Annotated in this window: 32 protein-coding genes, 1 tRNA gene and 1 pseudogene; 27 read left to right on the top strand and 7 right to left on the bottom strand. The window is 52.7% G+C overall.

Annotated elements, in window-relative coordinates; translation table 11 throughout:
• Positions 1-66: 66 nt before the first annotated feature.
• Positions 67-969, bottom strand: a pseudogene (locus tag F605_RS0107765) (class I tRNA ligase family protein); the annotation flags it as partial.
• A gap of 50 nt (positions 970-1,019) precedes the next feature.
• On the opposite strand from F605_RS0107765, the gene F605_RS0107760 reads away from it, so the two are divergent.
• The 6 genes from F605_RS0107760 (at position 1,020) to F605_RS0107735 (ending at position 4,783) form a co-directional block, all read left to right on the top strand.
• Positions 1,020-1,439 (top strand): DNA cytosine methyltransferase, encoded by a 420-nt coding sequence (locus tag F605_RS0107760; protein WP_022865318.1) that lies wholly within the window; start codon positions 1,020-1,022, stop codon positions 1,437-1,439.
• An 88-nt stretch (positions 1,440-1,527) separates the two neighbouring features.
• The gene (locus F605_RS0107755) at positions 1,528-1,743 is read left to right on the top strand and encodes a hypothetical protein (RefSeq protein ID WP_027723702.1); all 216 of its coding nucleotides are present in this window, start codon (positions 1,528-1,530) and stop codon (positions 1,741-1,743) included.
• Positions 1,737-2,189, top strand: a complete 453-nt coding sequence (locus tag F605_RS0107750) for a hypothetical protein (RefSeq protein ID WP_022865316.1) — start codon at positions 1,737-1,739, stop codon at positions 2,187-2,189. Before F605_RS0107755 ends, F605_RS0107750 begins: the two co-directional genes overlap by 7 nt.
• Positions 2,190-2,295: 106 nt before the next feature.
• Positions 2,296-2,631, top strand: a complete 336-nt coding sequence (locus F605_RS0107745; protein WP_022865315.1) for a hypothetical protein — start codon at positions 2,296-2,298, stop codon at positions 2,629-2,631.
• A gap of 178 nt (positions 2,632-2,809) precedes the next feature.
• A complete protein-coding gene (locus F605_RS0107740; RefSeq protein WP_022865314.1) occupies positions 2,810-3,103 on the top strand; it encodes an Nmad4 family putative nucleotide modification protein in 294 nt (97 codons plus the stop codon).
• 75 nt (positions 3,104-3,178) lie between these two features.
• Complete coding sequence (locus F605_RS0107735) at positions 3,179-4,783, top strand: terminase large subunit (protein WP_022865313.1); 1,605 nt, start codon at positions 3,179-3,181, stop codon at positions 4,781-4,783.
• On the opposite strand, the gene F605_RS0107730 is transcribed toward F605_RS0107735, so the two are convergent.
• A complete protein-coding gene (locus F605_RS0107730) occupies positions 4,769-5,236 on the bottom strand; it encodes an HXXEE domain-containing protein (protein WP_022865312.1) in 468 nt (155 codons plus the stop codon). The genes F605_RS0107735 and F605_RS0107730 overlap by 15 nt on opposite strands.
• Before the next feature lie 58 nt (positions 5,237-5,294).
• On the opposite strand from F605_RS0107730, the gene F605_RS0107725 reads away from it, so the two are divergent.
• From F605_RS0107725 to F605_RS0107695, 7 genes are read left to right on the top strand one after another with little or no spacing between them, the layout of a single operon-like run.
• Complete coding sequence (locus F605_RS0107725) at positions 5,295-6,611, top strand: phage portal protein (protein WP_022865311.1); 1,317 nt, start codon at positions 5,295-5,297, stop codon at positions 6,609-6,611.
• Positions 6,608-7,492, top strand: a complete 885-nt coding sequence (locus F605_RS0107720; protein ID WP_022865310.1) for a head maturation protease, ClpP-related — start codon at positions 6,608-6,610, stop codon at positions 7,490-7,492. The genes F605_RS0107725 and F605_RS0107720 overlap by 4 nt, the downstream gene beginning before the upstream one ends.
• Positions 7,493-7,514: 22 nt before the next feature.
• Positions 7,515-8,732: a phage major capsid protein gene (locus tag F605_RS0107715; protein WP_022865309.1), complete on the top strand. Its 1,218-nt coding sequence runs from the start codon at positions 7,515-7,517 to the stop codon at positions 8,730-8,732.
• Between the two features lie 29 nt (positions 8,733-8,761).
• Complete coding sequence (locus F605_RS0107710) at positions 8,762-9,079, top strand: head-tail connector protein (RefSeq protein ID WP_022865308.1); 318 nt, start codon at positions 8,762-8,764, stop codon at positions 9,077-9,079.
• Between the two features lie 15 nt (positions 9,080-9,094).
• The gene (locus F605_RS0107705) at positions 9,095-9,427 is read left to right on the top strand and encodes a head-tail adaptor protein (protein ID WP_027723701.1); all 333 of its coding nucleotides are present in this window, start codon (positions 9,095-9,097) and stop codon (positions 9,425-9,427) included.
• Positions 9,427-9,864 (top strand): HK97-gp10 family putative phage morphogenesis protein, encoded by a 438-nt coding sequence (locus F605_RS0107700; RefSeq protein ID WP_022865306.1) that lies wholly within the window; start codon positions 9,427-9,429, stop codon positions 9,862-9,864. Before F605_RS0107705 ends, F605_RS0107700 begins: the two co-directional genes overlap by 1 nt.
• Positions 9,861-10,208 carry a hypothetical protein gene (locus F605_RS0107695; protein ID WP_022865305.1) on the top strand — a complete coding sequence of 116 codons (348 nt, stop codon included), beginning with the start codon at positions 9,861-9,863 and terminating at the stop codon, positions 10,206-10,208. The genes F605_RS0107700 and F605_RS0107695 overlap by 4 nt, the downstream gene beginning before the upstream one ends.
• On the opposite strand, the gene F605_RS0107690 is transcribed toward F605_RS0107695, so the two are convergent.
• A complete protein-coding gene (locus F605_RS0107690; protein ID WP_022865304.1) occupies positions 10,205-11,113 on the bottom strand; it encodes a GIY-YIG nuclease family protein in 909 nt (302 codons plus the stop codon). The genes F605_RS0107695 and F605_RS0107690 overlap by 4 nt on opposite strands.
• 97 nt (positions 11,114-11,210) lie before the next feature.
• Here F605_RS0107690 and F605_RS0107685 point away from each other — a divergent pair, with 97 nt between their 5' ends.
• Both F605_RS0107685 and F605_RS0107680 read left to right on the top strand, forming a co-directional pair.
• A complete protein-coding gene (locus tag F605_RS0107685) occupies positions 11,211-11,819 on the top strand; it encodes a major tail protein (protein ID WP_022865303.1) in 609 nt (202 codons plus the stop codon).
• 15 nt (positions 11,820-11,834) lie between these two features.
• A complete protein-coding gene (locus F605_RS0107680; RefSeq protein WP_022865302.1) occupies positions 11,835-12,263 on the top strand; it encodes a polysaccharide deacetylase family protein in 429 nt (142 codons plus the stop codon).
• A gap of 190 nt (positions 12,264-12,453) precedes the next feature.
• Here the strand turns inward: F605_RS0107680 and F605_RS0107675 are convergent, their stop codons facing one another.
• Both F605_RS0107675 and F605_RS0107670 read right to left on the bottom strand, forming a co-directional pair.
• Positions 12,454-12,651 carry a helix-turn-helix transcriptional regulator gene (locus tag F605_RS0107675; RefSeq protein ID WP_004014542.1) on the bottom strand — a complete coding sequence of 66 codons (198 nt, stop codon included), beginning with the start codon at positions 12,649-12,651 and terminating at the stop codon, positions 12,454-12,456.
• 3 nt (positions 12,652-12,654) lie between these two features.
• Positions 12,655-13,107 carry a hypothetical protein gene (locus F605_RS0107670; protein WP_022865301.1) on the bottom strand — a complete coding sequence of 151 codons (453 nt, stop codon included), beginning with the start codon at positions 13,105-13,107 and terminating at the stop codon, positions 12,655-12,657.
• A gap of 94 nt (positions 13,108-13,201) precedes the next feature.
• Between F605_RS0107670 and F605_RS0107665 the strand changes: the two genes are divergently transcribed.
• The 12 genes from F605_RS0107665 (at position 13,202) to F605_RS0107605 (ending at position 25,856) form a co-directional block, all read left to right on the top strand.
• Positions 13,202-15,880 carry a phage tail protein gene (locus F605_RS0107665; RefSeq protein ID WP_022865300.1) on the top strand — a complete coding sequence of 893 codons (2,679 nt, stop codon included), beginning with the start codon at positions 13,202-13,204 and terminating at the stop codon, positions 15,878-15,880.
• 4 nt (positions 15,881-15,884) lie between these two features.
• Positions 15,885-16,571, top strand: a complete 687-nt coding sequence (locus F605_RS0107660) for a hypothetical protein (protein WP_022865299.1) — start codon at positions 15,885-15,887, stop codon at positions 16,569-16,571.
• Between the two features lie 14 nt (positions 16,572-16,585).
• Positions 16,586-19,246 (top strand): phage tail spike protein, encoded by a 2,661-nt coding sequence (locus tag F605_RS0107655; RefSeq protein WP_022865298.1) that lies wholly within the window; start codon positions 16,586-16,588, stop codon positions 19,244-19,246.
• Positions 19,247-19,277: 31 nt separating this feature from the next.
• Positions 19,278-19,715, top strand: a complete 438-nt coding sequence (locus tag F605_RS0107650; protein WP_022865297.1) for a DUF1617 family protein — start codon at positions 19,278-19,280, stop codon at positions 19,713-19,715.
• Between the two features lie 274 nt (positions 19,716-19,989).
• Positions 19,990-20,544: a phage holin family protein gene (locus tag F605_RS0107640; protein WP_022865295.1), complete on the top strand. Its 555-nt coding sequence runs from the start codon at positions 19,990-19,992 to the stop codon at positions 20,542-20,544.
• Positions 20,545-20,728: 184 nt separating this feature from the next.
• The gene (locus F605_RS0107630; RefSeq protein ID WP_022865293.1) at positions 20,729-21,544 is read left to right on the top strand and encodes an N-acetylmuramoyl-L-alanine amidase; all 816 of its coding nucleotides are present in this window, start codon (positions 20,729-20,731) and stop codon (positions 21,542-21,544) included.
• Positions 21,545-21,675: 131 nt separating this feature from the next.
• Positions 21,676-22,083: an RNA polymerase sigma factor sigma-70 region 4 domain-containing protein gene (locus tag F605_RS11430; protein WP_156005342.1), complete on the top strand. Its 408-nt coding sequence runs from the start codon at positions 21,676-21,678 to the stop codon at positions 22,081-22,083.
• The gene (locus F605_RS0107625) at positions 22,080-22,280 is read left to right on the top strand and encodes a hypothetical protein (protein ID WP_231725766.1); all 201 of its coding nucleotides are present in this window, start codon (positions 22,080-22,082) and stop codon (positions 22,278-22,280) included. Before F605_RS11430 ends, F605_RS0107625 begins: the two co-directional genes overlap by 4 nt.
• A gap of 30 nt (positions 22,281-22,310) precedes the next feature.
• The gene (locus F605_RS0107620; RefSeq protein ID WP_022865291.1) at positions 22,311-23,561 is read left to right on the top strand and encodes a recombinase family protein; all 1,251 of its coding nucleotides are present in this window, start codon (positions 22,311-22,313) and stop codon (positions 23,559-23,561) included.
• Complete coding sequence (locus F605_RS0107615) at positions 23,561-25,126, top strand: recombinase family protein (protein ID WP_022865290.1); 1,566 nt, start codon at positions 23,561-23,563, stop codon at positions 25,124-25,126. The genes F605_RS0107620 and F605_RS0107615 overlap by 1 nt, the downstream gene beginning before the upstream one ends.
• A gap of 77 nt (positions 25,127-25,203) precedes the next feature.
• On the top strand, positions 25,204-25,413 hold the full coding sequence (locus F605_RS0107610; RefSeq protein ID WP_022865289.1) for a helix-turn-helix transcriptional regulator: 210 nt from the start codon (positions 25,204-25,206) through the stop codon (positions 25,411-25,413).
• Entirely contained in the window at positions 25,410-25,856 is a 447-nt protein-coding gene (locus F605_RS0107605; RefSeq protein WP_022865288.1) for a hypothetical protein, read from the top strand. The genes F605_RS0107610 and F605_RS0107605 overlap by 4 nt, the downstream gene beginning before the upstream one ends.
• 165 nt (positions 25,857-26,021) lie before the next feature.
• Here the strand turns inward: F605_RS0107605 and F605_RS0107600 are convergent.
• Positions 26,022-26,094, bottom strand: a tRNA-Ala gene (locus F605_RS0107600).
• A 140-nt stretch (positions 26,095-26,234) separates the two neighbouring features.
• A complete protein-coding gene (locus F605_RS0107595) occupies positions 26,235-26,879 on the bottom strand; it encodes a histidine phosphatase family protein (protein ID WP_022865287.1) in 645 nt (214 codons plus the stop codon).
• Positions 26,880-26,882: the final 3 nt, after the last annotated feature.

Genomic DNA, 26,882 nt, shown 5'->3' with positions numbered 1-26,882 from the left:
CCTAAGTTTGCAAGCCCGAAACCGTTAAAATCCCGTAATTTAGCGATTTTTTTGTACTGACAAATCCTAAAAAACCAAGGATACGAGCTTTGGAGCACGCACGATAATCCGTTTCGGCTCCCGCCCGTCCAGCAACTTCACCACCGCCGGTTCCGCCAGGACCTTCGCCTGCAAATCCGCCTCGGAAATCTCGGGGTCCACCGACACTTTCGCGCGCACCTTGCCCGCCACCTGCACCACGCAAGTGACCTCCTCAGCCGCCAACAGCGACTCATCGGTCACGACCGGGAACGTGGCCCGGGCGATTCCGCCCTGGTGACCCAAACGTTCCCACAGTTCCTCCGCAATGTGCGGAGCGATGGGGGCGACCATCACGACCAACGCTTCTGCGGCCTCACGTGGCACCTGGGGTAACCCGGTGAGGTGATTATTCAGCACAATCATCTTGGCGATAGCCGTGTTCACGCGCAGATTGTCGTACTCCACGGTGACATCGTGAATGGTGCGAGCCAGCACTTTTGCGGTCGCCAAATCCGGGGCGTCATCGGTCACGGTGAGCGCGCCGGTGTTCTCATCGACGATATTGCGCCACAGTCGCTGCAGGAAACGCTGGGAACCGACCACCGCGCGCGTGTCCCACGGACGGGACATATCCAGCGGTCCCATCGACATCTCGTAAACCCGGAACGTGTCCGCGCCGTAATCCGCGCACATCTGATCAGGGGTGACAATGTTCTTGAGCGACTTGCCCATCTTGCCGAACTCGCGGTTGACGGGCTGACCCTGCCAGGTAAAGCCGTCCTCCTCGCTACCCTCCACCTCGTCAGCCGGGACGTATTGCCCACGTGAATCCGTGTAGGCATAAGCCTCAATCATGCCCTGGTTGAACAGGCGATGGAACGGCTCTGAACTGGACACATATCCCAAGTCGTAGAGGACCTTGTGCCAAAAACGCGCGTACAGCAGGTGTTTCTCCGACCTGCAACCAAGGCGGCATCGCCATCGTCGAACCCGACGTTGTGAGCGCCTCGAAGGCAGACTTCTTCTGCCGAGGCAACGTCAATATTGCTGGCGCTCTGTTGGCTTCGGACTCAACTGAGCCGCCCCTGGTCACTGACCCTGGCATGCCCAAATACCGCGTGAGACGCTTAACCCCCACCGAATGCGCCCGCCTACAAGGATTCCCTGATACTTGGACAGACGGACTCGCCATCGAGAACCCGAGCGAAGACGTGCTGGATTATTGGTGGCAGGTCTGGGCTAGCTGGGCCAAGGTGCAAGGATTGAAAAAACCTAAAACCCGCAACCAAGTACGCAAATGGCTGGCTAATCCAGCGTCCGACCGGGCACTCTACAAGCTGTGGGGAAACGGGATAGCTTTGCCGTGCGCCAAACTCGTGCTTTCCCAGATAGTCGCCGAGAGCACTAAAACTCCTTGATTTTAAGGCAAAAATTACTGGATAAGTACGCGCTCCTATGGCTGTATGTACATGACCAAACAACCAGCAAGAAAGAGAGGGTTTGGTGATGATGGGACAGCTATATGTCGATCTAGAAGAAATCGAAAACCTCGGAGTCGACCTCACCGATATTGGTGCGGTGTGGAATGCGGCCAAAGACCACGGCTACGAGCACGTAGAAATGATCGTCTCCAACTTTCCAGACAACTACCTGCGCCTCATCCGCACATGGATGGACGTTCAAAGCATCGAATTTGATGGTGAGGAGGATGAGCAATGGTGAACACCAAAAAGGCTGAAAACTACGGGCTCTTAGTCACCCTGCCCGCCACGCTTGATGAGACTGAGCTGGCAAGGCTGCATGAACTTATCGCTGCCAAGAAAGACTTGATCGCTAAAGCGCTCGGCGCGAGCCATCTCGACATCACCACCAGTAGCGAGGGGCTGAGTTTTCCTTGGTGGGATGAGCTGCCAGAGTTCGAGAAGATCACGGCATACACCGAGTTCCTAAGCAAAATGGTCGCATATGCGAAACGCATCGGGCTCACCACCCACCGCGCCGCGAGTGACAAGGTGGTGAATGAGAAGTATGAACTGCGCTCCCTGCTTTACCGCATCGGACTTTCTGGTAAAGAACATAAGGAAGTACGCAAGATCTTACTTGCACCATTAAGCGGTGATTCTGCGTGGAAAACCCCGCCACTAATAAACACTAACCAAGAGATGTAAACCACTATTTATTAGGCAAAATAGGCGGCAAAATGACTGGATAAGTAGCGAAGTCTATGGCTGTATATACATACCGAAACGGTACACAACACATAAGGAAACAGCCATGAACACCAAAGAAGCTGAATGCAGCGTCGAGGAAGAAAACACCGAACGCCTTATCGGACGTGCTAACCGGTTGGGATACACCATCACCAGCATTGAGATTGAACCTGGCCGGGTCGCGATTTCTATTGTTCCTTCCCCGCTGTTCCCCTACACCCCGGAGCTTGACCGAGACTTTGAAACCGATCAATGGCGGGTGCAAACCACCGCCTACGGAGCGTTGAACCTAGACAACATCGAACAAGTCACCGAGGGATACGGGCGGGCAGCAGCGATGGTGCGTGAACTTGAACATGCTACACCAGGAAACGTTGTCAACTACCACCTGACCCGTTAAAACTAAACACACAGGCAACCCCACCTGGCGTGGGGTTTTCCTTTATCGTGAAGCGTTATGACCTAGAGATGTACATCTCTAAGTTTTCTTGAAAATAGGCGGAAAATGACTGGATAAATAGGCGGGTCTATGGCTGTATATACATACCGAAACGGTACACAACAGAAAGGCACCAGCCATGAACAGCACAAAGGTCACCAGCGAAACCCTCCAGATGCGCGTTGATTCCTACGGGACGGTTCTTGCCTACGGGAACTACACGCTAGCAAGTTTTGCTACCTGGACCAAGACTGAAGGATTTGGCAATAACGCCCAAATCTACCGGTTGATGGAAGAACCCGTCAGCGGGTTCGGGCCTAACTCGAGGAGCCGCGGAGAATGCGAACTCGAACTCATCGCGAAGTCAGACCACCTTTTCGCTGACGCCGGACATGCGATCGCCTGGGCGTTAGCTAATCTGCCCGAAGCCTAGCCCCGCCGGGTATGAGGGTACCTGTTATCGCTGGTAGTAACTGACTTTTTAACCAATAGAAGGTAACTGATTCGTATGCGTCAGCTAGCTGAATATCAACCGACACGGTTCATGGCTGAAAGCTCGCGCTATGACAAGCGCCGAGCCGACTTTGCAGTCGCGTTTATCGAAGCTTTAAAGCATACGAAAGGACGGTGGTCAGGAAAACCTTTTAAGTTGATTGATTGGCAAGAACAAATCATTCGCGACCTTTTCGGCACCCTCAAAGCCGATGGATACCGCCAGTTCACGACTGCTTATGTGGAGATTCCGAAGAAGCAAGGCAAGAGTGAGCTGGCTGCTGCCGTCGCATTGTTGCTCACGTGCGCCGATGGCGAGGAACGCGCTGAAGTTTATGGGTGTGCTGCCGATCGGCAACAAGCATCCATCGTGTTCGAAGTGGCAGCCGACATGGTGAGAATGTGTCCCCCACTAGCCAAGCGGGTAAAGATCCTTAGAAGCCAAAAACGTATCATCTACTCCCCCACCAATTCCTTCTACCAGGTACTATCGGCCGAGGCCTATTCCAAACACGGATTCAATATTTCCGGAGTGGTATTCGATGAGCTACACACCCAACCCAACCGGGCGCTCTTCGACGTGATGACCAAAGGCAGTGGGGATGCTCGCACCCAGCCGCTGTACTTCCTGATAACAACCGCCGGCACCGACACTCATTCGATTTGTTACGAGCAACACCAAAAAGCCCAAGACATTCTCGATGGCAAAAAGATCGACCCCACCTTTTATCCAGTCATATATGGGGCGGGGCAAGATGATGATTGGACCGATGAAGCCGTGTGGCATAAAGCCAACCCATCCTTGGACGTGACGGTGCCAATCCAGAAAGTTAGGGACGCTTGTAATAGTGCCAGGCAGAATCCGGCTGAAGAAAACACCTTCAGACAATTGCGGCTCAATCAGTGGGTGAAGCAGAGCGTGCGGTGGATGCCTATGCACGTCTGGAATCAAAACAACACCCCAGTAGATTTATCGGAGTTGGAGAGCCGGGTTTGTTACGGCGGGCTCGACCTGGCATCCACCACCGATATCACTGCTTTCGTTCTCGTATTCCCACCCACGGATGACGATGACAAATACACGGTCGCGCCCTGGTTTTGGATTCCCGAAGACAACCTCAAACTCAGAGTTTCTAGGGATCACGTCCCCTACGACTTGTGGAACAGTCAAGGCTTCTTGGAGACGACCGAGGGCAACGTGGTGCACTACGGGTATATCGAGAAGTTCATTGAGGATCTTGGCACCCGGTTTAATATCCGAGAGATCGCTTTCGACCGGTGGGGTGCGATCCAAATGAGCCAAAACCTTGAGGATGCTGGTTTCACGGTGGTGCCTTTCGGGCAAGGCTTCAAAGACATGTCCCCACCATCCAAAGAACTGATGAAGCTGGCGTTGGAGGGCAAGCTGGCTCATGGCGGGCACCCGGTGCTGGCCTGGATGGTCGATAACATTCACGTACGCACCGACCCAGCAGGAAACATCAAGCCAGATAAGCAAAAATCCACGGAAAAAATCGACGGAGTCGTCGCCACCATCATGGCCTTGGATCGAGCAATAAGATGCGGCAACACCCCAGAGGCGAGCTCAGTTTATGATTCGCGGGGACTATTGGTGTTTTAGCGTTTTGCTGGTGATCCAGTGCATGGCTACAAGGTTGAGTCCCATGGCTGCCACCATGACGAGCGAAGCGAGTGGAAGCCCTACTGTTCCGCAGGTGGGTGTGATGGTGATGAGCCAGATCATGATGGGTAGCTGTATGGGGGCGCTCCATAACCGTAGCGGGATTCGTTTCAGGTAAGTAAAGAGCAACTGGCCGCAGTGGATTACCAGGTGGATGGTGTAGGCGACCATGATGGCTGCTATCCATACTGGCTGGCACCAGATAGCGACCGCGATGAGCAGAACGAGTTCTTCTGTTGCGATCACTGTGAAATGTGTGCGGGTCATGTTGATGTGTCGAACAGGTTCAGGCAACCGGGCAGTGTTGTCGTCTAGCCATGGAACCAGGACGAAGTATTCCTCGATTTCGTGCCACAAAAATAGACCCACAAACACAATGACTGGCCAACCCACCACGCACCTCCTCGTGTGAACGTTACCCAATTATCCCACAGGGAAAGGAGCCACCATCATGGGATTCCTCGACTGGCTACGCGCCGCCAACCCTCGCCGCGCCTCGAACCACCATCTCACGAGCCAGTATTCGTTCCTGTTTGGCCCCACGTCGGCGGGTCGGACGGTGACGGAACGATCGGCGATGCAGATGACGGCCGTGTATTCGTGCGTGCGGATTTTGGCTGAGGCGATAGCCGGCCTACCACTGCACGTATACCGTTACAAGGACGGTGGCGGCAAGGAAAAAGCAGTCGATCATGGTTTGTACCGCCTGCTTCACGATGAACCTAACCCCGAGATGACGAGCTTCGTGTTTAGAGAAACGCTCATGACGCATTTGTTGTTGTGGGGTAACGCGTTTGCTCAGGTAGTGCGTAACGGGCTCGGCGAAGTCATTGGACTGTATCCGTTGCAACCGAATCGGATGAGCGTAGGCAGGGATCTGGACACCAAGAGCTTGTATTACGAGTACCAAACCTCCTGGGACGAACCCGCAGGACAATACCAAACCATTCGGCTTACCCCTAATGATGTGCTTCATGTTCCAGGTCTTGGTTTCGATGGGTTGGTTGGTTATTCCCCGATTGCGATGGCTCGTAATGCTATCGGCCTGGCACAAGCCACTGAGGATTATGGGGCTTCATTTTTTGCTAATGGGGCGGCACCGGGCGGTGTGTTGGAGCATCCGGGCACGATAAAAGATCCCTCCCGGGTGCGTGAGTCCTGGCAGGCAACCTTCGGGGGCGCGAAAAACGGCAATAAAGTCGCTGTTTTGGAAGAAGGGATGAAGTACACGCCGATTAGTGTGTCGCCTGAACAGGCGCAGTTTCTTGAAACGAGAAAGTTTCAGCTCAACGAGATCGCCCGTATCTTCCGTATTCCGCCGCACATGATCGGCGACCTCGAAAAATCTAGCTTCAGCAATATTGAGCAGCAGAGTCTCGAATTTGTGAAATACACCCTCGACCCGTGGGTGATCCGCTGGGAACAAGCAATCACCAAAACACTGCTAAGCGCTCGTGAGAAACAGCAGTTGTTTGTGAAGTTCAATGTTGAGGGGCTGCTGCGCGGGGATTACCAGTCGCGTATGGAGGGCTATGCGGTAGCCCGCCAGAACGGCTGGATGAGCGCAAACGATATCCGCGAGCTAGAAAACCTTGACCGCATCGACCAGGACGATGGCGGTGATCTCTACCTGGTCAACGGCAACATGCTCCCGTTGCCCATGGCAGGCGCTTATGCAGCAACCAAACAAGCCGACGCTGTTGAAGCTAAAGATGAGCAGCTGGAAGAACAACCTGGAGAGAATCAAGTTTTGAGGAGGAGAATGTGAAGCGTTTTTGGAACTGGATACCACCAGAAACAACCAACCCGGACACCCAAGAGGATGTTCGGGTTTTGCGTATTAACGGGGCTATCGCAGAGGAATCTTGGCTCGACGACGATGTAACACCAGCTGTTTTCGAGTCTGAACTAAATGCTGGCTCGGGTCCGGTCACTGTTTGGCTTAACAGCCCTGGTGGTGATGTGGTTGCGGCAGCCAGGATTTACAACATGCTTCTGGACTACCCAGGAACCGTGACAGTCAATATTGATGGCATCGCAGCATCCGCAGCGAGCGTGATCGCTATGGCAGCAAGTCATGTGGCGATGTCGCCGGTGTCGATGTTGATGATCCACAACCCAGCAACGTTGGCGATGGGCGATAAAACCGAACTCTCGCGTGCCCTCGACATGCTTGAGAGTGTCAAGGACTCGATTATCAATGCTTACCAGCTCAAGACTGGGTTGAGCAGGGCGAAGTTGTCGAAGTTGATGGATGCCGAGACCTGGATGGACGCAACTGCAGCCATCGAACTTGGGTTCGCCGACGAGCTGCTGACTGGTAAACGAGCACCAACCCCAGACAAAGAGGACGAAGAATCTGAAGAGCCGGGTGAAGACGAGCCGGATGAGGACGATTCCGGCGGGGATGACGAGCAAGGCCCTGCCCGTAAGAAGCCGCCGTTGCCGCCCAAAAACAAGGGTGGTGTGGTGTTTTCCAGAAAAGTAACCGAGCAACGGCTGGTCGCCCAACTAGCTATGCACGGTAAAAGTGCTGCCCCTCCCGGGCCGCCGCCTCCTGTAAGTGAACATCCTTGTCTAAAGCCCGCTGTCTCTTGTGGTCGGCGGGTTGTTGATTTATACGCCCTTTTAACCAACCAACCCCATTAACTAAGAGAGGAAATATTCCATTATGACTACTGTTACTGATTTGTATACCCGGCGTGCCCAAACCTGGAATAAGGCTAAGAAGTTTCTAGACGAGCGGCGCGATAGCGACACTGGCTGTCTAAACGCCGAAGATGACGCGGCCTACGCCAAAATGGAAGCTGAGATTGAGGCACTTAGCGGCGAGATTGCTCGATGTGAGCGAGCCGAACGCCTAGAAAACACTCTTGCCAAGGCGACCTGTAATCCCATCACTTCCGCTCCTGGAAGCGGCATGGGCGAAGACAGTAAGGTCAAGCCTGCCCGTGCTACAGCTTCCTACAAGCGGGCGTTTTGGGATGCGATGCGGCTTAACACCTCCCCCATGGAAGTAAGGAATGCGCTAAGCGAGGGGGTGGATTCTGAGGGCGGATACCTAGTGCCTGACGAGTTCGAACGCACCCTAGTGCAGTCTTTAGCCGACCAAAACATCATGCGCATCCTCGCCAAGGTTATTCAGACCACTAGCGGGGATCGTAAAATCCCTGTCGTGTCTACCCATGGCACCGCTACCTGGCTGGATGAAGGCAAACCATACAACGAATCCGATGAAGCCTTCACCCAAATCTCCCTGTCGGCGTTCAAGCTGGGTACCTTCCTGAAAATCAGCGAAGAACTGCTCAACGATGCAGCGTTTAACGTTGAACAATACCTAGCGAGCGAGTTTGCTCGCCGTATTGGAGCTGCTGAAGAAGAAGCCTTCCTGGTTGGCGATGGTAAAGGTAAACCCACCGGAATCTTCAACCCCACAGGGGGCGCAGACCCTGGCGTGACCACCGCCAAGCCTACCGACATTAGCGCTGATGAACTCATCGATCTGCACTACAGTTTGCGCTCCCCGTACCGGGCGCGTGCGGTGTGGCTGATGAACGATGCAACAGTAAAGACCGTACGCAAGCTCAAGGATGGTAACGGGCAGTACCTGTGGCAGCCAGCCCTGACTGCTGGAACCCCGGACATGATCCTTGGCCGCCCCGTCTACACCAGTGTTTTTGCACCTGAGGTCAAAGCAGGGGCGCGCACAGTAGCGTTCGGTGACCTCGGTTTTTATTGGATTGCTGACCGGCAAGGCCGCTCCTTCAAACGCCTAAACGAGCTATTTGCAACCACCGGGCAGATCGGGTTCCTCGCCTCCCAACGCCTAGACGGCAAGCTCGTCTTGCCCGAAGCGATCAAGGTACTTACCCAGAAAACCGCAGGATAAACCAAGCAAATAGTTAGGAGGTGGCAGCCATGAAAACAGACGAACTCGTGGCTTTAGTCAAGCAGAATCTACTGGTCGACCATAGCGAGGATGATTCTTTGATTGCCTCGTTTGTTTTGGCTGCCATCTCCTATGCCACCGCTTACCAACATCTGCCCGAGGGCTACTACCAAACGCAGCCCATGTCGCAGGCAACCCGACAAGGCATTATCATGCTCGCCACCCATTTCTACGAATCCAGAGATGGAGCAACCGCCGGATTTTGGGCAGACAAAACCGATGCTGCCCGCGCCGTGTGGAACGCAGTCAACACCCTGCTACGCCTGGATCGGGACTGGAAAATCTAACGAAAGGCGCGCCTGATGGCAACGCTAGGCAAAATGAGCGAGCACATCGACTTGATACAGCCAATGGTTACTAAAGACGCTGCCGGGTTCGCCACGACTCGTGATGAGGTTATTGCTTCGGTGCGCGCATATATGGAGGTGCGTCATGCTTCACCGGCTTGGGTCAACCGCGCCGCCTACACCAAAGCAGACCTGTTATTTAGGATCCGAGCAATACCCGGCGTAAAAATAACCGAGGCGATGGAAATCAGCTCCGCACGTGGCAGGTGTGTTATTGATGCTGTCGAATACCTCGGCCGCTATGTCGAGATTTTGGCTCACCGCACCGAAGCAGAAGGAGCACTCTGATGGCTCGCGTACAAATCAAGCTTCCCAACGATTTCATTGACGCACTCGACTCAGCCAGCAACATTCTTGATAACTCCGCTGAGCAAGTACTTAAAGCCGGGGCTAACATAGTGGAGCCGCGTATGCGTTCTAACCTTTCTGCCGCCATCGGCAGCTCAACGAAACAGCCCTCCCGTTCTACCGGTCAGCTCGCCAAAGCGCTAGGAACCGCGCCAGTAAAAGTCAATAGCCGCGGAGACTACAACGTTAAAGTTGGTTTCGCCGAGAACCGAGACGATGGTAGAGCTAACGCACTAATCGCTAACGTTCTTGAACACGGGCGCTCCAACCAGCCCGCTAGACCCTTCCTAGCCCCTACGCGTTCACAAACCAGGCGAGCCGCAATAGCCGCAATGAAACAAACCCTGGCCGCGCGAATCCAGCAGGTGAAACCATGAGCGGGCTTTTAGAAAACCTAAGCCACATCGCTAAACAACTTGGGCTCGCCTATGCAGTCAGCTGCTACACCGATTCCCCAGCCCCAGACACGTATCTAGTCTTCACCCCGTTAACAGATTCTTTCGAGATCTTCGCCGACAACACCCCAGGCGTCGAAATAGAAGAAGCCCGAATCAGCCTGTTCACAAAAACCAACTACTTGGCACTAAGAGACCAGATCACGAAAGCTCTAATTAGCGCTCGCCTAGTTATTACAGCCAGGCGCTATATCGGATACGAGGACGATACCGGCTACCACCACTATTCAATCGACATCGCGGATTATTCGCCGACTACTTTCTAGGAGTTATTGGTTTCTTCCCAGGCTCCATAATTTTGTCCCTCATCATTGACCCAGCGAGCTCTACCATTGGCGGTGGTACCTAACACTATGGCAGCTGCGGCAGAAGGAGAAGTAAAAGCAATATCCCGGGTGACCACGCCGCAATCATTGTCTATGCGGATTGATCCATCACTAACTAGCTTTTGGTGACGACTAGCTATAGCCGCATACGAATTAACCGTTGCCTGGCTTCTGGCTTTACTGGTTTCCCAGCTAGCAACCACGATTGACCCCTTGAGGAGGAAAAACTCTCCATCGATAAGCTGCATCGAGGCATCGATCCGATCTCTTTGTCTATGTAGATGAAAAACAGGTGAAGAAACTATCTGAGCGTTATCTGGTTGCACAGTATTTTCTGGGGAACGCAAAACGTTGACCCCCAGGATCGGCAAAATCAGCTTCATATTGTCTAAGAATGACTCTGCTGATGCTCGTTGCGCTTCAGAAAGCTTCCTAACCCGAGGAGTTTGTTTGTTATCAGGCATAGAACAGCGCTCAGCATTCTTAGCGATTTCAACCAGACGGGCTTCTAAATAACCCCAATGTCCCTCGTTAAAAGATCGTTGCAAGCTAGCAATAATAACGACCTTTTCCCACTGCGGCTTCTTTTTGTCATGATCGCGTAAGCGCTCTACAAAGTTTTCTGTCTTGCCGATATAGCACCAGGTGTTCTCGATAGCTTCGGGGTCATTACCGAGAAGGATATATACGCCGTTACTATTGGCTTCCTCTCGCTTATAAAGCTGGGAAAGTTGATCGCGGCGTGCAGAGGTGAGGATCCCCGTCCAATCCGCTATCCCCGCAGTAGCCATACCTCCCGGGGTTCCATCGACCATAAAAAGCTCTACCGCTTTACCACTCGCCATCACAACCACGCCCCTCGTTCACACGCACCTAACCTCAAGAATAACCGAGAAAAACAGATCACCCCTCAATACGAGGATCCAACAGAAAGGAAATACCATGGCAACTATTGGTTTAGACAAGCTCTACTACGCGAGCATTAGCGAAGATCCCACCAGCGGTGAGGAAACCTATGCCGTTCCTAAACCGCTCGCTAAAGCAATATCCGCAGAATTGTCTGTGGAGGTGGCTGAGGCAATTTTGTATGCCGATGACGGGGCATCCGAGATTGTCAAGGAATTCAAATCTGGAACCCTCACTCTTGGGGTTGATGATCTCGGGGCAGAGACTGCAGCTGCCTTAACTGGTGCGAGACTGGACGCCAACGGGGTACTTATCAGCACTTCTGAGGATGGTGGCGCACCCGTGGCTATTGGTTTTAGAGCTGCACGCTCTAACGGGAAGTACCAGTATTTTTGGCTTTACCGCATCAAATTTGCTCTGCCGGGAACCACGCTGGCAACCAAAGCTGATTCGATCACGTTCTCTACCCCGAGTATTGAGGGAACGATCCTGCGGCGTAACAAACCAGACGCTACCGGAAAGCACCCGTGGAAAGCCGAAGTCACCGAAGGAGCGGTCGGCGTCAAGCCAGAAACCATTACTGGCTGGTACACCCAGGTGTATGAGCCTGCCGCTACAACCAGCCCTAAACCGACAAACAACTAGAACAGCAGGTAAGCCATGACAGCGAAAACCCAAACAAACCCGGCCGATAGCCCCACTTTAAAAAGCGCGACAATCACTATCGCAGGTCAAGAATACGAACTCGTCCTCACTACCCGCGCGACCCGCCTGATAGCTCAACGTTACGGAGGTCTAGAACATTTAGGTCAAGCCCTGGAAACTAGCGAAGATATGGATAAGTCGCTCGGTGAGGTAATCTGGCTCATCGCCCTGCTCGCTAACCAGTCCGTACAAATACACAACCTCACCCATCCAGACGATAAGCGCCCAGAGCTGACCGCAGAAGCGGTGGAGTTACTAACTGTGCCTGCAGATTTAGCTGACTATCGGGAGGCTATCGCCCAGGCACTCCAACGCGGCACCCGGCGAGCAATCATGACCGAGGCCCCAGACCCAAAAGGGCAAACCAGGAAAAAGGACACCTAATAGATAGTGATGAGGCAATTTTTACCCGCCTGACCTATATCGGGCTCGCCCACCTGGGACTGACCCGCAGGCAAATCGAACTGACCATATTCGGTGAACTATTGGACCTGGTGGATTGTTGGCGCATCGAAACCGGCAGAGCCCAGCCGAAACGCATCTGGTTTATTGATGATGTGGTACCTGAAGGGGTCTAGGCGTCGTCTGGGGTGAAGATGTCTTCAATCTTGCAGTTGAAGGTTTTCGCGATAGTAAAGGCTAAGGGCAGGGAGGGGTCGAAGCGTCCTTTTTCGATGGAGATCACGGTTTGGCGGCTGACTCCGAGTAGTTCGGCGAGTTTTTCTTGTGACCAGCCGGCCTGTTTGCGGAGCGTGACGAGATTGTTTTTCACGACTTACCTGTGTTTCGCCCACAAATAGGAAATCCCGTAGACAAGGAATTCGAACACGACAATTCCTGCCAACACGAATGAGACGTTACCTGATGTTACTGCTGCGCCGATGCCTGCTGCTGCGATGGTGATTAGGAAAGTGTTCGTGGCTGCGAGCGAGTGCCAGTGGTGCTCCACGGCTTGTTCTGGATGGGCGGTCGCCCCCGGCAGACTTGAGCGGTCAACGATTAGCATCCACACCAAGGCGATGAGAGGACCGGCCAAACAGGCTGCGAGTATCGCCACCGCCGCCCATCGGTGCGGGCCAGTCGGATTGGCCGCCACCTTGAACACGGCGGCACCAATCGCCAGTAACGCCCCTACGGGCACCGCCGGGAAGATCGCTGGGATCTTCGTTTTGCGCACATACCCCCACGCTGGTCGTTTGGTAGTTACCTCTTCCACGATGGGCTCCATACATTCTCCTAATCTGCTCTAACAACCACCACCCTAATGTCAAAGACGCTTTACGTCAAGTGTATTTGACATTATTTGTGAAAGGATCCCTCCCATGGCTGATTCGTCTTTTGGTTTGAAGATTGGCCTTGAGGGTGAGCGGGAGTTTAAGCGCGCGATCACGGATATTAATCGTGAGATGCGGGTTTTGGGATCCGAGATGAAGTTGGTGGCTTCTCAGTTCGATAAGAACGATAAGTCAGCTTCAGCGTTGACTTCTCGTAACCAGGTTTTGGGTAAAGAGATTGAGGCGCAAAAATCTAAGATCCAGACCCTTAAGAGCGCTCTTGATAACTCGGCTACCAGTTTTGGGGAAAATGATTCTCGAACGAAGAATTGGCAGATTCAGCTCAATAACGCTCAGGCGACTTTGAATGGTCTTGAGGGTGAGCTTAAAGAGAATAATTGTGCTCTTTCCAAGTTTGCTGATGAGGCTGACGGTGCGGGTGATGATGCGAAAACTGCAGCTAAGGACACCGGACACCTAGAAAATGCTGTAGATGAGCTGGGTTCGCAGATGGACGGTACCAGTTCGAAGACCCGCATTTTTGGTGATGTGCTTAAAGCCAGCCTGGCAGCGGAAGCTGTTGTTGGTGGGGTTAAAGCTATTGGGCATGCTATTTCTTCTATTCGGCGGGGCATGGTCGGGGCTTTAAAGGATGGTTTGGACTATAACGCCCGGATGGAGCAATACACCACCTCGTTTACCACGATGCTGGGTGATCAAGCCAAGGCTCAGAAACTGGTTAATAACCTCAAGTTGGAAGCGGCTCGTACTCCGTTTGGGATGGAGGATCTAGCCAAGGCCACCCAAACGTTGATGGGGTTCGGCATGAGCGCTGAAGAGTCCCAGGTACGGATCAAACAGTTAGGTGATATCAGCCAGGGGGATGCTGGAAAGTTCGAATCCCTCACGTTGGCGTTTGCTCAAATGAGCTCTACTGGCAAGCTGACTGGTCAGGATTTGAACCAGATGATTAACGCAGGCTTCAACCCTTTAGAGGAGATTTCCCGTAAGACCGGTAAAAGTATCGGTGAGCTCAAAGAAGAAATGGCTAAGGGCGCGATCAGTGCGGATATGGTTGCGGATGCGTTTGCTAGTGCCACAAGTGAGGGTGGACGGTTTTATGGGGCGATGGATGCCCAGTCCAAAACCTTTTCTGGTCAACTCGCTACGTTAAAAGACGGGGTCGATAACCTTAAAGGTCTATTGGCTGGAGGTTTGACCACGGCTTTGGCTGGCACGGTGATGCCGATGGTTAATGGTTGGGTCGATGAACTCACCGGCGCGTTCGAGACCGGGGGCGCCCCTGCCTTTATCGACGCCCTGGGACAGATCTTGAAAGAAGCCCTGGAGTTTATTTCTAGCCAGCTTCCGCAAGTGGTGGATACCGGGATGAGTATCTTGACTGCTTTGTTGGAGGGCATTATCGCTGTTCTGCCTTCCTTGGCGGAAACTGCCGTGACGTTGATTGTGGCATTGGTGGAAGCGATTATTGAGGCACTTCCGAGTCTGTTAGAGGCTGCGGTTCAGATTATCGCCACCTTGGTTGCTGGTATCGGCCAGGCTCTACCGGAGCTGATCCCGGCGGCGGTAGAAATGCTGATGACCATGATCCAGGGGCTCATCGATAATTTGCCACTTATTTTGGATGCAGCCCTACAGTTAATTATCGGTCTTGCGCAAGGTTTGATTGCGGCTATCCCGGTGCTTGTTGAGGCTTTGCCGGAGTTGATTGGTGCGATTATTTCTTTCTTAATCGGAGCCGTCCCCCAGATCATCGAAGCTGGCATCAAGCTGTTAACCGCGCTGGTTGGTGCCTTGCCAGAAATTATTACCGCTATCACCGGGACTTTACCTTTGATTATTACCGCTATCCTTAGCGCGATCATCCAGGCAATCCCACAGTTGATTAACGCGGGCGTGCAACTGTTGACGGCTCTTATAGGGGCGTTACCAACTATTATTAACGCGATTGTGGGGGCTTTACCTCAAATCATCTCTGCCATATTGTCTGCTATTGGTGGGGCTATCCCCCTTCTGGTACAAGCTGGCATCCAACTATTAACCAGTCTAATTCGGGCTTTACCGACCATTATCGGCACTGTCGTTTCGGCTATCCCGAGGATTATCTACAGCATTGTTCAAGCAGTGCTGGGCGGGGTCGGGCAGATGATCAACGCCGGAGCATCCCTGGTTTCTGGGTTATGGCAAGGCATTCAGTCACTAGCAGGTTGGTTGTGGAACCGGGTCTCTAACTGGGTGTCCTCAATCTGGAATGGGATTCTCGGATTTTTCGGTATCCATTCTCCTTCTAAGCAAATGGCGTGGGTTGGTGACATGCTAGTTGCTGGTCTAGCCGGAGCAATAACCTCACGAGGCCATAAGGCCGCCGATGCGGCAGCAAACATGGCAAAAGACACCATGGACGCTATGGGCGAGTTAACTAACGGAGTTAACGTACCTATCAAGGTCAGCGAGGATTTGTCTTTGCCAAGCACCGATCTGACCCCTGCCCCAGTTAACCAAACATCGCAAACCGAAAAGGAAGCTAAAACTTACAGCGTTGATGTTCAAGGGGTAGCAGATGCTACAGCTGCCCGGATTCTTGAGGGTTTGGATATCAAGGTTGTTTTAAGTGATGGGACGCTGGTCGGCAAACTCGCACCCAAAATTGATCAGCAACTATCACGGCTATCTCGGCGAGCCAATCTGCTAGCTGCGGGGGTGTAAAACAATGTACGGGTTTGTTCTCGACCATAAGGTTAGCTCTAAAAGCCTGGGTATCCGTTTTTGCGCACCTGTAGAGATCCCTACTGCCGCCATGGGTGTAGACGATATTGAGGTGTCCGGGCGGGCCGGCACTCTTACCCGCCTTAAAGGGTGGCAAGACAGTGAAATAACTTTGAAACTATCGGTGCGTGGCGGGCTGGAAGCATTCCGCAAAGCCGCTTACTTACTCACCCAAGCCCACACGATTGGTTTTAGCGGTGAGCCTGGCATGTTCAGGTATCTTAAACACGTCAAAATATCACCAGCGTTAGGCTCGCTGTCCACTTGGGTAATGTTTGAAGCCGAGCTTTGCTGCCAGCCGTTTACCTACCTGGAAACTGGGCTTAAACAGCTAACTTTAAACGCTTCGGGCACGATTATTAATCCTGGTCTTTTAGCTTCCGATCCGGTAATCACTGTTTTTGGTACCGGGGAGTTGGAACTGAAAATAAACGATAGCGTCTTGTTGGTTTCTGCTCCTAGTGGGCAATTAACTATCGATACTGCCCGGCTTACAACCCACGTTGCAGGTAAAACCCAAACCGATGGGATTTCAGGGCCCTTCCCGCAACTTTCTCCTGGCACTAACCACATCGAGCTGGGCACAGGTATTTCAAGAATCGAAGTCCAAGGTAACTGGCGTACCTTGTAGAAAGGACTAACCAGATGATTACGATTCACGATCGTAGCGCTAACGATTTCACTGCCAGTGGGTTAGCTGTGCTAGATCGCCACCTTATAGACCCGAAAGTCACTCAGGAACTAAACGGAAAGTTTTCCCTAACGTTTTCCTACCCCCTTGATGGGCCAGCAGCGAACCTGTTGGTAATAGAAAACATCGTGGCCGCCCCGGTTCCAGGAATAAACGGTAGGCAAGGATTTCGTATCAGCGAAGTCACCACCAGCCTTGACGGGACGCTCGAAGTAGTTGCCCATCACCTGTTCTATGACCTTTCTGCAAACCTTATCGCTGACACCTATGTGGTAAATAAAACCGCAAAAGCAGCCCTAGATCAGCTGCTAGGGGCGGCCAATAGCCCGCACGGTTTTAGCGCTACCAGTTCAGATAACTCGCGTCGAGCCTCTGCCCGCATAGTTAGAGCCCCACTTAGCGCGGCTCTGTTAGATGACAGCGACAACAGTTTTATTTCGCGTTGGGGCGGCGAGCTTACTTTCGATAACTGGCATATCCACCACGCGCCGTGCATAGGCGCTAATCATGGCGTGGTTATTAGGGATCGTAAAAACCTGTCCGGATACGAATCAACCCTGGACTACACCACGGTAGTTACCCGGATTTTGCCGGTTGGCTACGACGGTCTGCTCCTTCCTGAACTGTATGTGGACAGCCCTCGCATCAGCGACTATATCTGCCCGCGTATCAAGGTCATCCGCTATGGGCAGGTCAAGGCAATCAAAGACCCAGACAAGCCACGAGAGGACGAACTGCCCCTAGAGCAAGCACACTCACGGCTGCGCGCCCTAGCCAAAAGCGAGTACGCACTAGGCCTGGTTGATCAGCCATCTTGTGCCTACAAGATTTCATTTGTTGACCTTGCCTCCACTAAAGAATACGCAGATCTGCGCGAGCTAGAAACCCTAGCCTTGGGTGATACCGTGACCGTACGCCATAGCGACTCGGGCATGGAGCTAACCTCGCGGGTCCTGGCCTATGAGTACAACCCGCTTGACCAAGAATATATAAGCATTGAGCTAGGTAGCACCGCCGGTAAATTTACCGACATTACCCACACCATCACCGCTGCCCGCACCGAGGCTAGCCAAGCCCAACAGGTAGCAAGTATTGCGCTAGCTAGCGCGGATGGGAAAAACACCAACCACTACGGCACCACCCAACCGGTATCAGCGCGGCTGGGCGATGTGTGGTTTAAAGACAATGGTGAGCAAGTAGGAATCTGGATATATAAGCTCACCGATACTGGTCAGCCCGGATGGGTCAGTCTTGCCACCGATTTGAACGCGGCCCAACTCGCGGCGAACCTGCAAGCAGCTAAAACCCAGATCGCGCAAGCAAACGCTAGCGTTGAGCAAGTCCAAGCAAGCCTTAAACAAACCCAAGGCGAGCTAGTAAAAACTAGTACCGATACAGCAAATGCAAAAGCTCAAGCCGAAAAAGCTCTCCAGGATGCAACCAGTATCCAAAATGCTCTAGAAGCGTTCAAAGTGCAGGTAGCAGATGAAACCAAAAACATTAACTCCTCCTTGACGATGGTTTCAGACAACGTGAACCTGAGAGTTAAAAGAGCCGAGATTATTACCCAAATCAATCTGTCGAATGAAACCGTTCTGATTGATGCAGCAAAAGTACACATCAGTGGGCAAACCTCAATCGATGACGCCGTAATCGGTACCGCAATGATTGCCGATGCGGCTATCACTAACGCTAAAATCGGTCAGCTGTCAGCAGATAAAATAACCACCGGTACCCTAGCGTCCGCGCGGATTGCCGCCGGGAGCATCACTAGCGATAAACTCACGATTGCTAACGGATACATCCAAACAGCAATGATTAGCGACGCTGCTATAACCTCGGCGAAGATTGCTTACATAGATGCCAGCAAGATCACCACTGGTCTGCTTGATGCCAACCGGATCGGAGCGGCATCCATTACGGCAGATAAGCTTTCCGCTAACGCGATCCAGGTTGGTCTTGCCGGGTGGACAAGCAATATTCGCATCAACCCGACCCAGATCTCTTGGTATAACGGTTCGGAACTGGAAGGAAAAATCGCTAGTACCGGGATGCAGTTTTGGTACGGGAATCGATATATCGGACAGTTAGGCAGGGGCCATAAAAAGGATCATGAGGAAATAGAGGGTATCTCCACGTCGCTAGCCAACGAGGGTGACTATGTTGCCTGGACCTACCAAGACGCTCCAAACGGGGACTATTTCACGTGCTTGACCCTAGACCCAAAGGGACGGTTTTATGATTCGGCTGGCATCCACCTTGGGGCTGATCTGCGCACGAATGGATACAAGTTCTATACCACCGAAAACAGATCGGTCACCTTGGAAGATTGCGTACTAACCGATAGGGGCACGCATCCAGGATGGGTCGGGCCGACAAAGCTAGCCAAAGTAGTATTCCACACCTATGACGTCATGATCGTCACCAACGGCACGTTCTATAACATGACCCGACTTTTCGACCGGCTCTCAGACCTTATGATCCGGGTAAACGGGCTCATCGGGCTGCTTAACCAGGGCTGGATCAGCACCATAACCTCCAAACCGGATGGCACCATCTCCTGGACCTACTTCCATAACACCGGGTATCAACCAATGTCCACCAACACTGCCTAAACCAGGCTGTATACAAAGAAAGGAATACGTCATGAAAATTTGGATAGCTAACAAGCACCTAACCGGACTAACAGAACTATTAGCTGCCATGAGTCTTAAACCCGGTCCTTCTAGAGCTAGAACCAAACTGCTAGACCTAGTAAGACAGGCCACCAAGCGTTTTAGCGATGACGAATACGAACTGGTAACCCAATACGCCTCCCTAAACGAAAACGGCAAACCCCGCATCGATGCTGGGGGAACATTCACCCTGGCATGCCCAGAAAAAGCCCCAGAATTCTTCACCGCCCGCCAAAGCCTATTCGATTCCCTGGCCGAAGTATCTGGCCCTACCTACCAAAACCATCTCCAAGAAGTAAAAAGCCTAATAGAAACCTACGACGGCGAGCTCGCCGGGCAACAAGCAGAAGCATTCTGTGCGTTAAGCGAAGCAGTAGAACAAGCCATAAGCAAAGGAGAAACCTCATGATTGAGCAAGCGATAATCCCGATCCCCTCTGACCCAAAACCAGCCCCGCCAGGAAAAACAAAAAACACAGACAATCCCGTAGTGGTGATACCTAGAAAAAACACTATGGATATCACCCGCCTCACGCTGCAAGCCCTAAAGCGCCCATATATACAAACCGAATAGCGCCGCCTTGTTTGAAGTTTCAATGCCTGCATTGTGCAGGCATTTCTTATATCCGCAAGCACGCACGCTTGTGCTAACCCGTTAACTATTTTGAAAGGACAGCAAGAATTTTGTCTATCAAAACCATTTGGATGCTATTCCAAGGCGTAATCACCGCTATAGGTGCTTGGCTAGGAGCCTTTCTCGGTGGAACCGATTCCCTGCTCTACGCCATCGTAGCCTTCACCATCATCGACTACGCCACCGGAATATTAGCCGCAATCAACGCCCACAAGCTATCCAGCTCGGTAGGGTTTCGCGGTATCGCCCGCAAAGTCCTAATCTTCGCCCTCATCGGTCTCGCACACTTATTGGACGTGCATGTTCTTGGCACCCCCGGAGTGCTACGCACTGCCACCATCTTCTTCTACCTATCCAACGAGGGCATCTCCATCCTCGAAAACGCAGGGCTACTGGGTCTGCCGATCCCGGGCGGACTAAAACAAGCATTAGACACAATCAAGCAAACCGGTCAAAACCAGCCCGCCTTAAAAACCAGCTCAACACCACCTGCTAAGGCGAGTAGTCCAGATAAATACTCCCCGCCAACCCCTCAGGCAGGCCAGACCAGCCCGGGCAAATATCTGCCCCAACACGCCCTCCCCGACGAAAAAGAAAAGCCATGAAAACATGCATGAAAACATTCCTTAAATTCTTGGCACTCCTAGCAGTCTTAACGCTACTTACCGCCGGGATCTGGCTCCTTTTCGCCTTATTACTTTCATGGATAATGACCCCGCTTATCTACCTGATCGCACTTTTTATCTTGGCCACCGGCTAAACCAACCAAAAAGAAACGGAGAACCCAAAATGAAGAACTGGAACACTCTAGAAGCTGACCTGAACCTTTTGATGAACAAACACTTCACCAAAGGCAGACAAGGCCGATCCATCAACAAAATCATCCTGCACCACAACGATGGAAACCTTTCCATACAAGGATGCTGGAACGTATGGCAAACCCGACCCGCCTCCGCGCACTACCAAGTAGAAACCAGTGGCCGTATCGGCCAACTCGTCTGGGACCGCGATACCGCCTGGCACGCGGGAAATTGGGTAGCCAACACCACCTCGATTGGAATCGAACACGCAGACGCATCCACCCACCCCTACCGTATCTCCGATGCCTGCCTAGAAAACGGGGCGCACCTTCTCGCCGCCCTGTGTCACTACTACAAGCTCGGCCGACCCGTCTGGGGCAAAAACGTATTCGGACACCGCGACTTTTCCGCAACCGAATGCCCCGCCTCCATAGCCGGATCCCAACACGCAACCTACATGGCAAGAGCCTGCTACTGGTACGACCAAATCAGCGGAAACAAACCCCAGGCATCATCTGCCGGTAAACCAGATATTGAAGCACTAGCCAACGCAGTTATCCGCGGCGAATACGGCAACGGAGACCAGCGACGAGCACGCCTAGGCGGACTCTACGACGCCGTGCAACGCAGAGTCAACGAAAAACTCGGGTTCAAAGCCAAACCCGCAGGCAAGTCCATCGAGACCCTGGCGCGTGAGGTGATTCGTGGGGATTGGGGTAACGGGCAAGAACGCTACAACCGTCTCACCAATGCTGGCTACAACTATCAACAGGTACAAAACCGCGTGAACCAAATCCTTGCCTAACCGGCAAATTAGCCCGCTGGATTCTAAGAGCCGCCTCAGCGAGACTTCACCGTCTTGCTGAGGCGGCTCTTTTTGTTTTCCCTGTTTATATTTCGTGCTTCTCGAAGCCCTCCTTATAGGAGGAATAAGCGATGATTGACCCGATTCAAAAAGAGGCGATAGTAAAACTCAACCAGCACGGGATGGCTGCGGCGATGATTGCGCGGATTCTTGGATTAGAGCCGAGCAGTGTTCGCAGTCATCTGGCACGAAACCCCCATAAGCGCCCACAAACCAAAGCTGCGGAGGATGGTCGCTGGTGTCGTTGGTGCGGTAATCCCATAGCGACTCTAGCGACTGGCAGACCTGCATCTTTTTGCTGCAGTGAGCATAGGCGGGCTTGGTGGGCGGCACATCCCGAAGCTAAAAACCGTGACGCCACCTACACCTTCACCTGTATCGGCTGTGGCACCACGTTCACCGCGTATGGGAATAAGCATCGACGCTACTGCCGCCATGAATGCTACGTAACTCATCGGAGCAAGAAATGCCCGCGATGAGCGCACCCCAGTTTACTCGGGAAGCCACCTACCGAGCCACCATGCTGGCAGCCATGAAAGCAGCCAAGGCAGGGATACTCACCGATACAGATGTGAGCCGCATTCGAGGTGGGCTGATAGCCCGCAATCTTCCTCCGATTGGGCGGCTGCATACGGCGCTAGTACTGGATAAAACAGGCGTTCAGAGTGATATATAGACACACCGGACTTGATACAAGGAGACGCGCATGGAGATCTGCAAACTACCACCCAAACCCACCCAACTACGGCTCACGCGGGTGGCGGCATATGTACGGGTCTCACGCGAATCCGAGCGCCTCACTCACTCGTTCTCTGCCCAGGTCTCCTACTACAACAAGCTCATCACGAACACCCCGGGCTGGGAATACGCCGGGGTCTACAGCGACTACGCAACGACAGGTACATCTACCACGGGGCGCGGCGAGTTCAACCAGATGATCGAGCAAGCACTCGCAGGGAGTATCGACATTATTCTCACCAAATCCATCTCGCGGTTCGCTCGTAACACCGTCGACCTACTAAGCACTGTGCGAGCGTTGAAAGCCGCTGGAGTTTCAGTGCGTTTTGAACGTGAAAACATCGACACCGCTAACGCTGAGGGCGAAGTCCTTCTCACTTTACTAGCCTCGTTCGCGCAAGCTGAATCCGAATCTATCTCGGCTAATGCGAAGTGGGGCATCCGTAAAAAGTACAAGGATGGTCTGTTGCATTCGCGCCACCCCTACGGATACCTCTACCACCACGGCCAGCTCGACATTATTGAAGAAGAAGCCGTGATTGTGCGGCGTGTGTTTGCTGAGTTTCTTGAAGGTATCAGCCCGGAGAAAACCTGCAAACAAATGAACCAAGAGGGTTTGCGTTCACGTGGTGGCGGCAAGTTCAGTGCCTCGGTGACCCGCGATTGGCTGGAGAACCCCACCTATATCGGTACCGCAATCTTGCAACAGTACTTCAGTGCTCACGCCGGAGATAACACACCAACTCTGAATCGTGGCGAGCTGGATAAATATATTGTGGAAGACTCCCACCCGCCGATTATCGAGCGTAGCGTTTTTGACGCCGTTCAAGCAGAGCTAGCCAGGCGGCGTGCCACGGGCGGACGCGGCTTGACCCCAACCGGTGGCAGTAGCGCTCTTACACACCGCATCACCTGCACTATCTGTGGCAGGAACTATCATCGGCGTACCCGCCGCTTGGCACACTCGACTTATAAATACTGGTGGTGCGAAACCGCCACGAAAGGCAAGGGCAACCCCTGTCATGCTCATCAACTACGAGAAGAAAACCTGCACACCATCATCAAACGCCTGCTTGGGCTTCATGCTTGGGACGACCAGCAGGTGGTTGATCGAATCGAACGGATTAAGGCCAGCCCGAACTGGCTCCTGACAATCCACCTCAGCAGTGGGAACACCACCATGATTAACTGCCGCACCGGTGAGGAGGTAACTGCCTGATGCCACGGATTACCACTATCCCTTCCACCAAACCCTTACACTCCACTACAACCACGATTAGTGGCCAGCAGCTACGCCGCGTTGCTGGCTATGCTCGCGTCTCCACCGACGATACTGACCAGGCGAACTCGTATGAGGCACAGGTGGATTATTACAAGCACTACATCAAAAACCACGACGGCTGGCAATACGTTGCTATTTACACTGATGAAGGAATCTCTGGCACTTCCACGAAACACCGGGAGGGATTCAACCGCATGATAGCTGACGCTCTCTCAGGAAGAATCGACTTGATCGTCACCAAAAGCGTCTCCCGGTTTGCTCGCAACACCGTCGACTCCCTCACAACGGTTAGGAAGTTGAAGGATAAAGGTGTGGAGGTGTTTTTCGAGAAAGAAAATATCTGGACCCTCGACTCCAAAGGTGAACTGCTAATCACCATCATGTCGAGCCTTGCCCAGGAAGAATCCAGATCTATCTCCGAGAACGTCACCTGGGGTCACAGGAAGCGTTTCCAAGACGGCAAAGTTTATATGCCCTACGGTAACTTTCTCGGCTACGATCGCGGCGAGAACGGCAAGCCTGTCATCAATCCTGAGCAAGCCGAAATCGTGCGCCGGATCTACCGCCAATACCTCGAAGGCATGAGCATTCCACAGATCGCAGCCTCACTAGACGCTGACGGAATACTGACCCCTCGGCGTAAACACAAATGGAGCCACACCACCATCCACTCCATCCTCACCAACGAGAAATACAAAGGCGACGCACTCTTGCAAAAGCGTTTCACCGTAGATTTCCTCACCAAGCAACGCAAAGCCAATGAAGGCGAAGTCCCACAATATTACGTGACCGGCTCTCATCCAGCCATCATCGCCCCTGAAACCTGGGAACTCGTGCGCTACGAGCTAGCAAAAAACACGAACCAAGGCCGGCGCGAAAGAGCCTTCACCAGTATGGTCTACTGTACCCACTGCGGCTCAGCCTACGGCAGCAAAACCTGGCACTCCACTGATAAATACCGGGCTATCATCTGGCAATGCAACCAGAAATTCACAGTTCCTCACCCAAAGAAAATGCCCGTACTACGCGATAGTCAACTGCAAACAATCTTCCAAACAGCGCTCGCCCAGCTCATCAAAAGCCAGCAGCTCATCGACTGGGACTACCTAATTACCACCACATCAGACACCACCGATTTGGAAGAACAAGCCTTACAGCAAGCAAGTGAAATCGAGGTAACCACCAAACTCATTAACCAAGCCATAACCCACAACGCTCATCACTCCCAAAACCAAGACGACTACCAAGAGCGCTTCACCCAGCTCAAAACCCGCCAACGTGAAGCTATTGCTGCATATCAGGCAACCACGGCGGAGATTGAGCGCCGCGCAGGCATCAAAGCCAAACTCACTAGGTTTAAGAAAACCATCCAAAACGCCACCCTCAGCCACGACTTTGACCGAGCAACCCTGCATGCTCTTTGCCAACGCATCCAGATCACACCATCAGGCGAGGCGAGCGTAATCTTTGCCGACGGTACGAAATTACCATTGCAATACTGAACGCAAAGCGAGCTTGTCATTTAATGCAAAGTTAGCTAATCTTTTTATGTAAAGGACGCTTTGCATAAAGGAACGGAATGCGCACAAAAATCCCACAACTACGAAAAGAACGAAAGCTCTCACAAGAAGAGCTCGGAACTGCCGTTGGTGTCACCCGGCAAACAATCACCTCGATTGAGACCGGAAAGTACGTGGCTTCTCTACCCTTGGCGTACAAAATTGCCCACTACTTTGGCCGCACCATTGAGGACGTCTTCGACTTTACAAACCTGGAGAAATCAAAATGAACGAACTCGAGCAATACCGCAACGAACTGAAGAAACGTCAGGCCCTGGCACTGATCTTCGTTATTCTCGGTCTCGCTTTTAGTGCCCTAGGGAACGTCTTCCTGCGCGCAAATGTGCCGGGAACACCAATCGTCAACATCATCACCGTCGCCGGAATCATTTTTGAACTTATCTGTGTGGGATACATGGGCGTGAATCTTGGAAAAATGCGCAATGACGAAATATTGCAGTCCGCCTACATTCGTGAAAATGACGAGCGAGAAGCGGCGATTCGCATGAAATCTGGAAGACCCGTCATCACTGTGCTCTCCATGGTGCTCGTTGGCGCGTCACTTATCGTGGGCGCATTCAGCATTACGGCATTCATTGCCCTCCAAAGCGCAGCAGCATTCCAACTCATCGCCACATTCGCGCTCACCGGATACTGGAGCCACAAACTTTAGCACCCCGCGCAAAGCGAAATAGGGCTGACCACCGTTGAAGTAGTCAGCCCTATTTTTATGTCTGTGAGCAGGACTTTTAGATTTTACGCGCGTTTTCAAATTTTGCGCGCACCTTTGCGCAAAACCCTAGTTTTGCGCAATTGTATCAATTCAGTGTGCTCGTAGTGGAGCTAGCGGGAATCGAACCCGCGACCTCTTCCATGCCATGGAAGCGCGCTACCAACTGCGCTATAGCCCCTAAAGCTATGTCCCACCTTCACAAGCCTGTTCGGTAGGCACCAGATAACTTTAACTAACAGTGAGCCTTTACTTCAAATCGCTCGCCTGTGTATTCCGACATACTCGTTATTCTGACAGCTCAAATCCTGCCACAACCAGTTAAGCGAGAGACGGTAGCGCCGAACCGGGAACCTCGGGAGCTCCAATATTGTGGGAGACCAGACGCCATCCCGGCTTACGCGAGTAAGGAATCACCGTGGACCAGTGGCAATTATCTAAACCTCGCAGCCCCTGCCAGGCCAAAGGATCCAAGCCCAGAATCTTCACCAATCCCTGCGTCAAAGCTGACCCATGAGACACCACCACTAAGGCGCCCTCTACCTCGTCAAAATGGTCACTAACGCATTCGGCAACCCGGGAACCCACTTCACCGCGCGACTCTACACCCGCCAAGGGAGATTCCCCGGTTCCCCGCCATTCTTCATAACGCGCCGCAAAACGATCTTGCAGTTCTTTCACCGACAGACCCTCAAAATCTCCAAACGCACGCTCGCGCAGGCGCTCATCAACCAGAAAATCAACGCTCCCGCCACAAATATCAGCCAAAGCCTGTCCCGTATCCTGAGCGCGCCGCAAATCAGAACATACGATCCGCTCAGGCTTGAGTTTAACTAGCTCTTCCGCGGCCGCCGCTGCCTGGGCTATTCCCACCTGGTTAAGAGGAATATCCACCTGTCCCTGTACCCGTCCTTGCAGGTTATAGTCAGTTTGACCATGTCGCCAAAGGACAATTTTCTTCGCCATGAT

Origin of the sequence: Varibaculum cambriense DSM 15806, assembly GCF_000420065.1 — a bacterium.
Lineage (GTDB): Bacteria > Actinomycetota > Actinomycetes > Actinomycetales > Actinomycetaceae > Varibaculum > Varibaculum cambriense.
The sequence above is the reverse complement of the archived record's forward strand: the minus strand, read 5'-3'. Positions and strand labels throughout refer to the sequence as shown.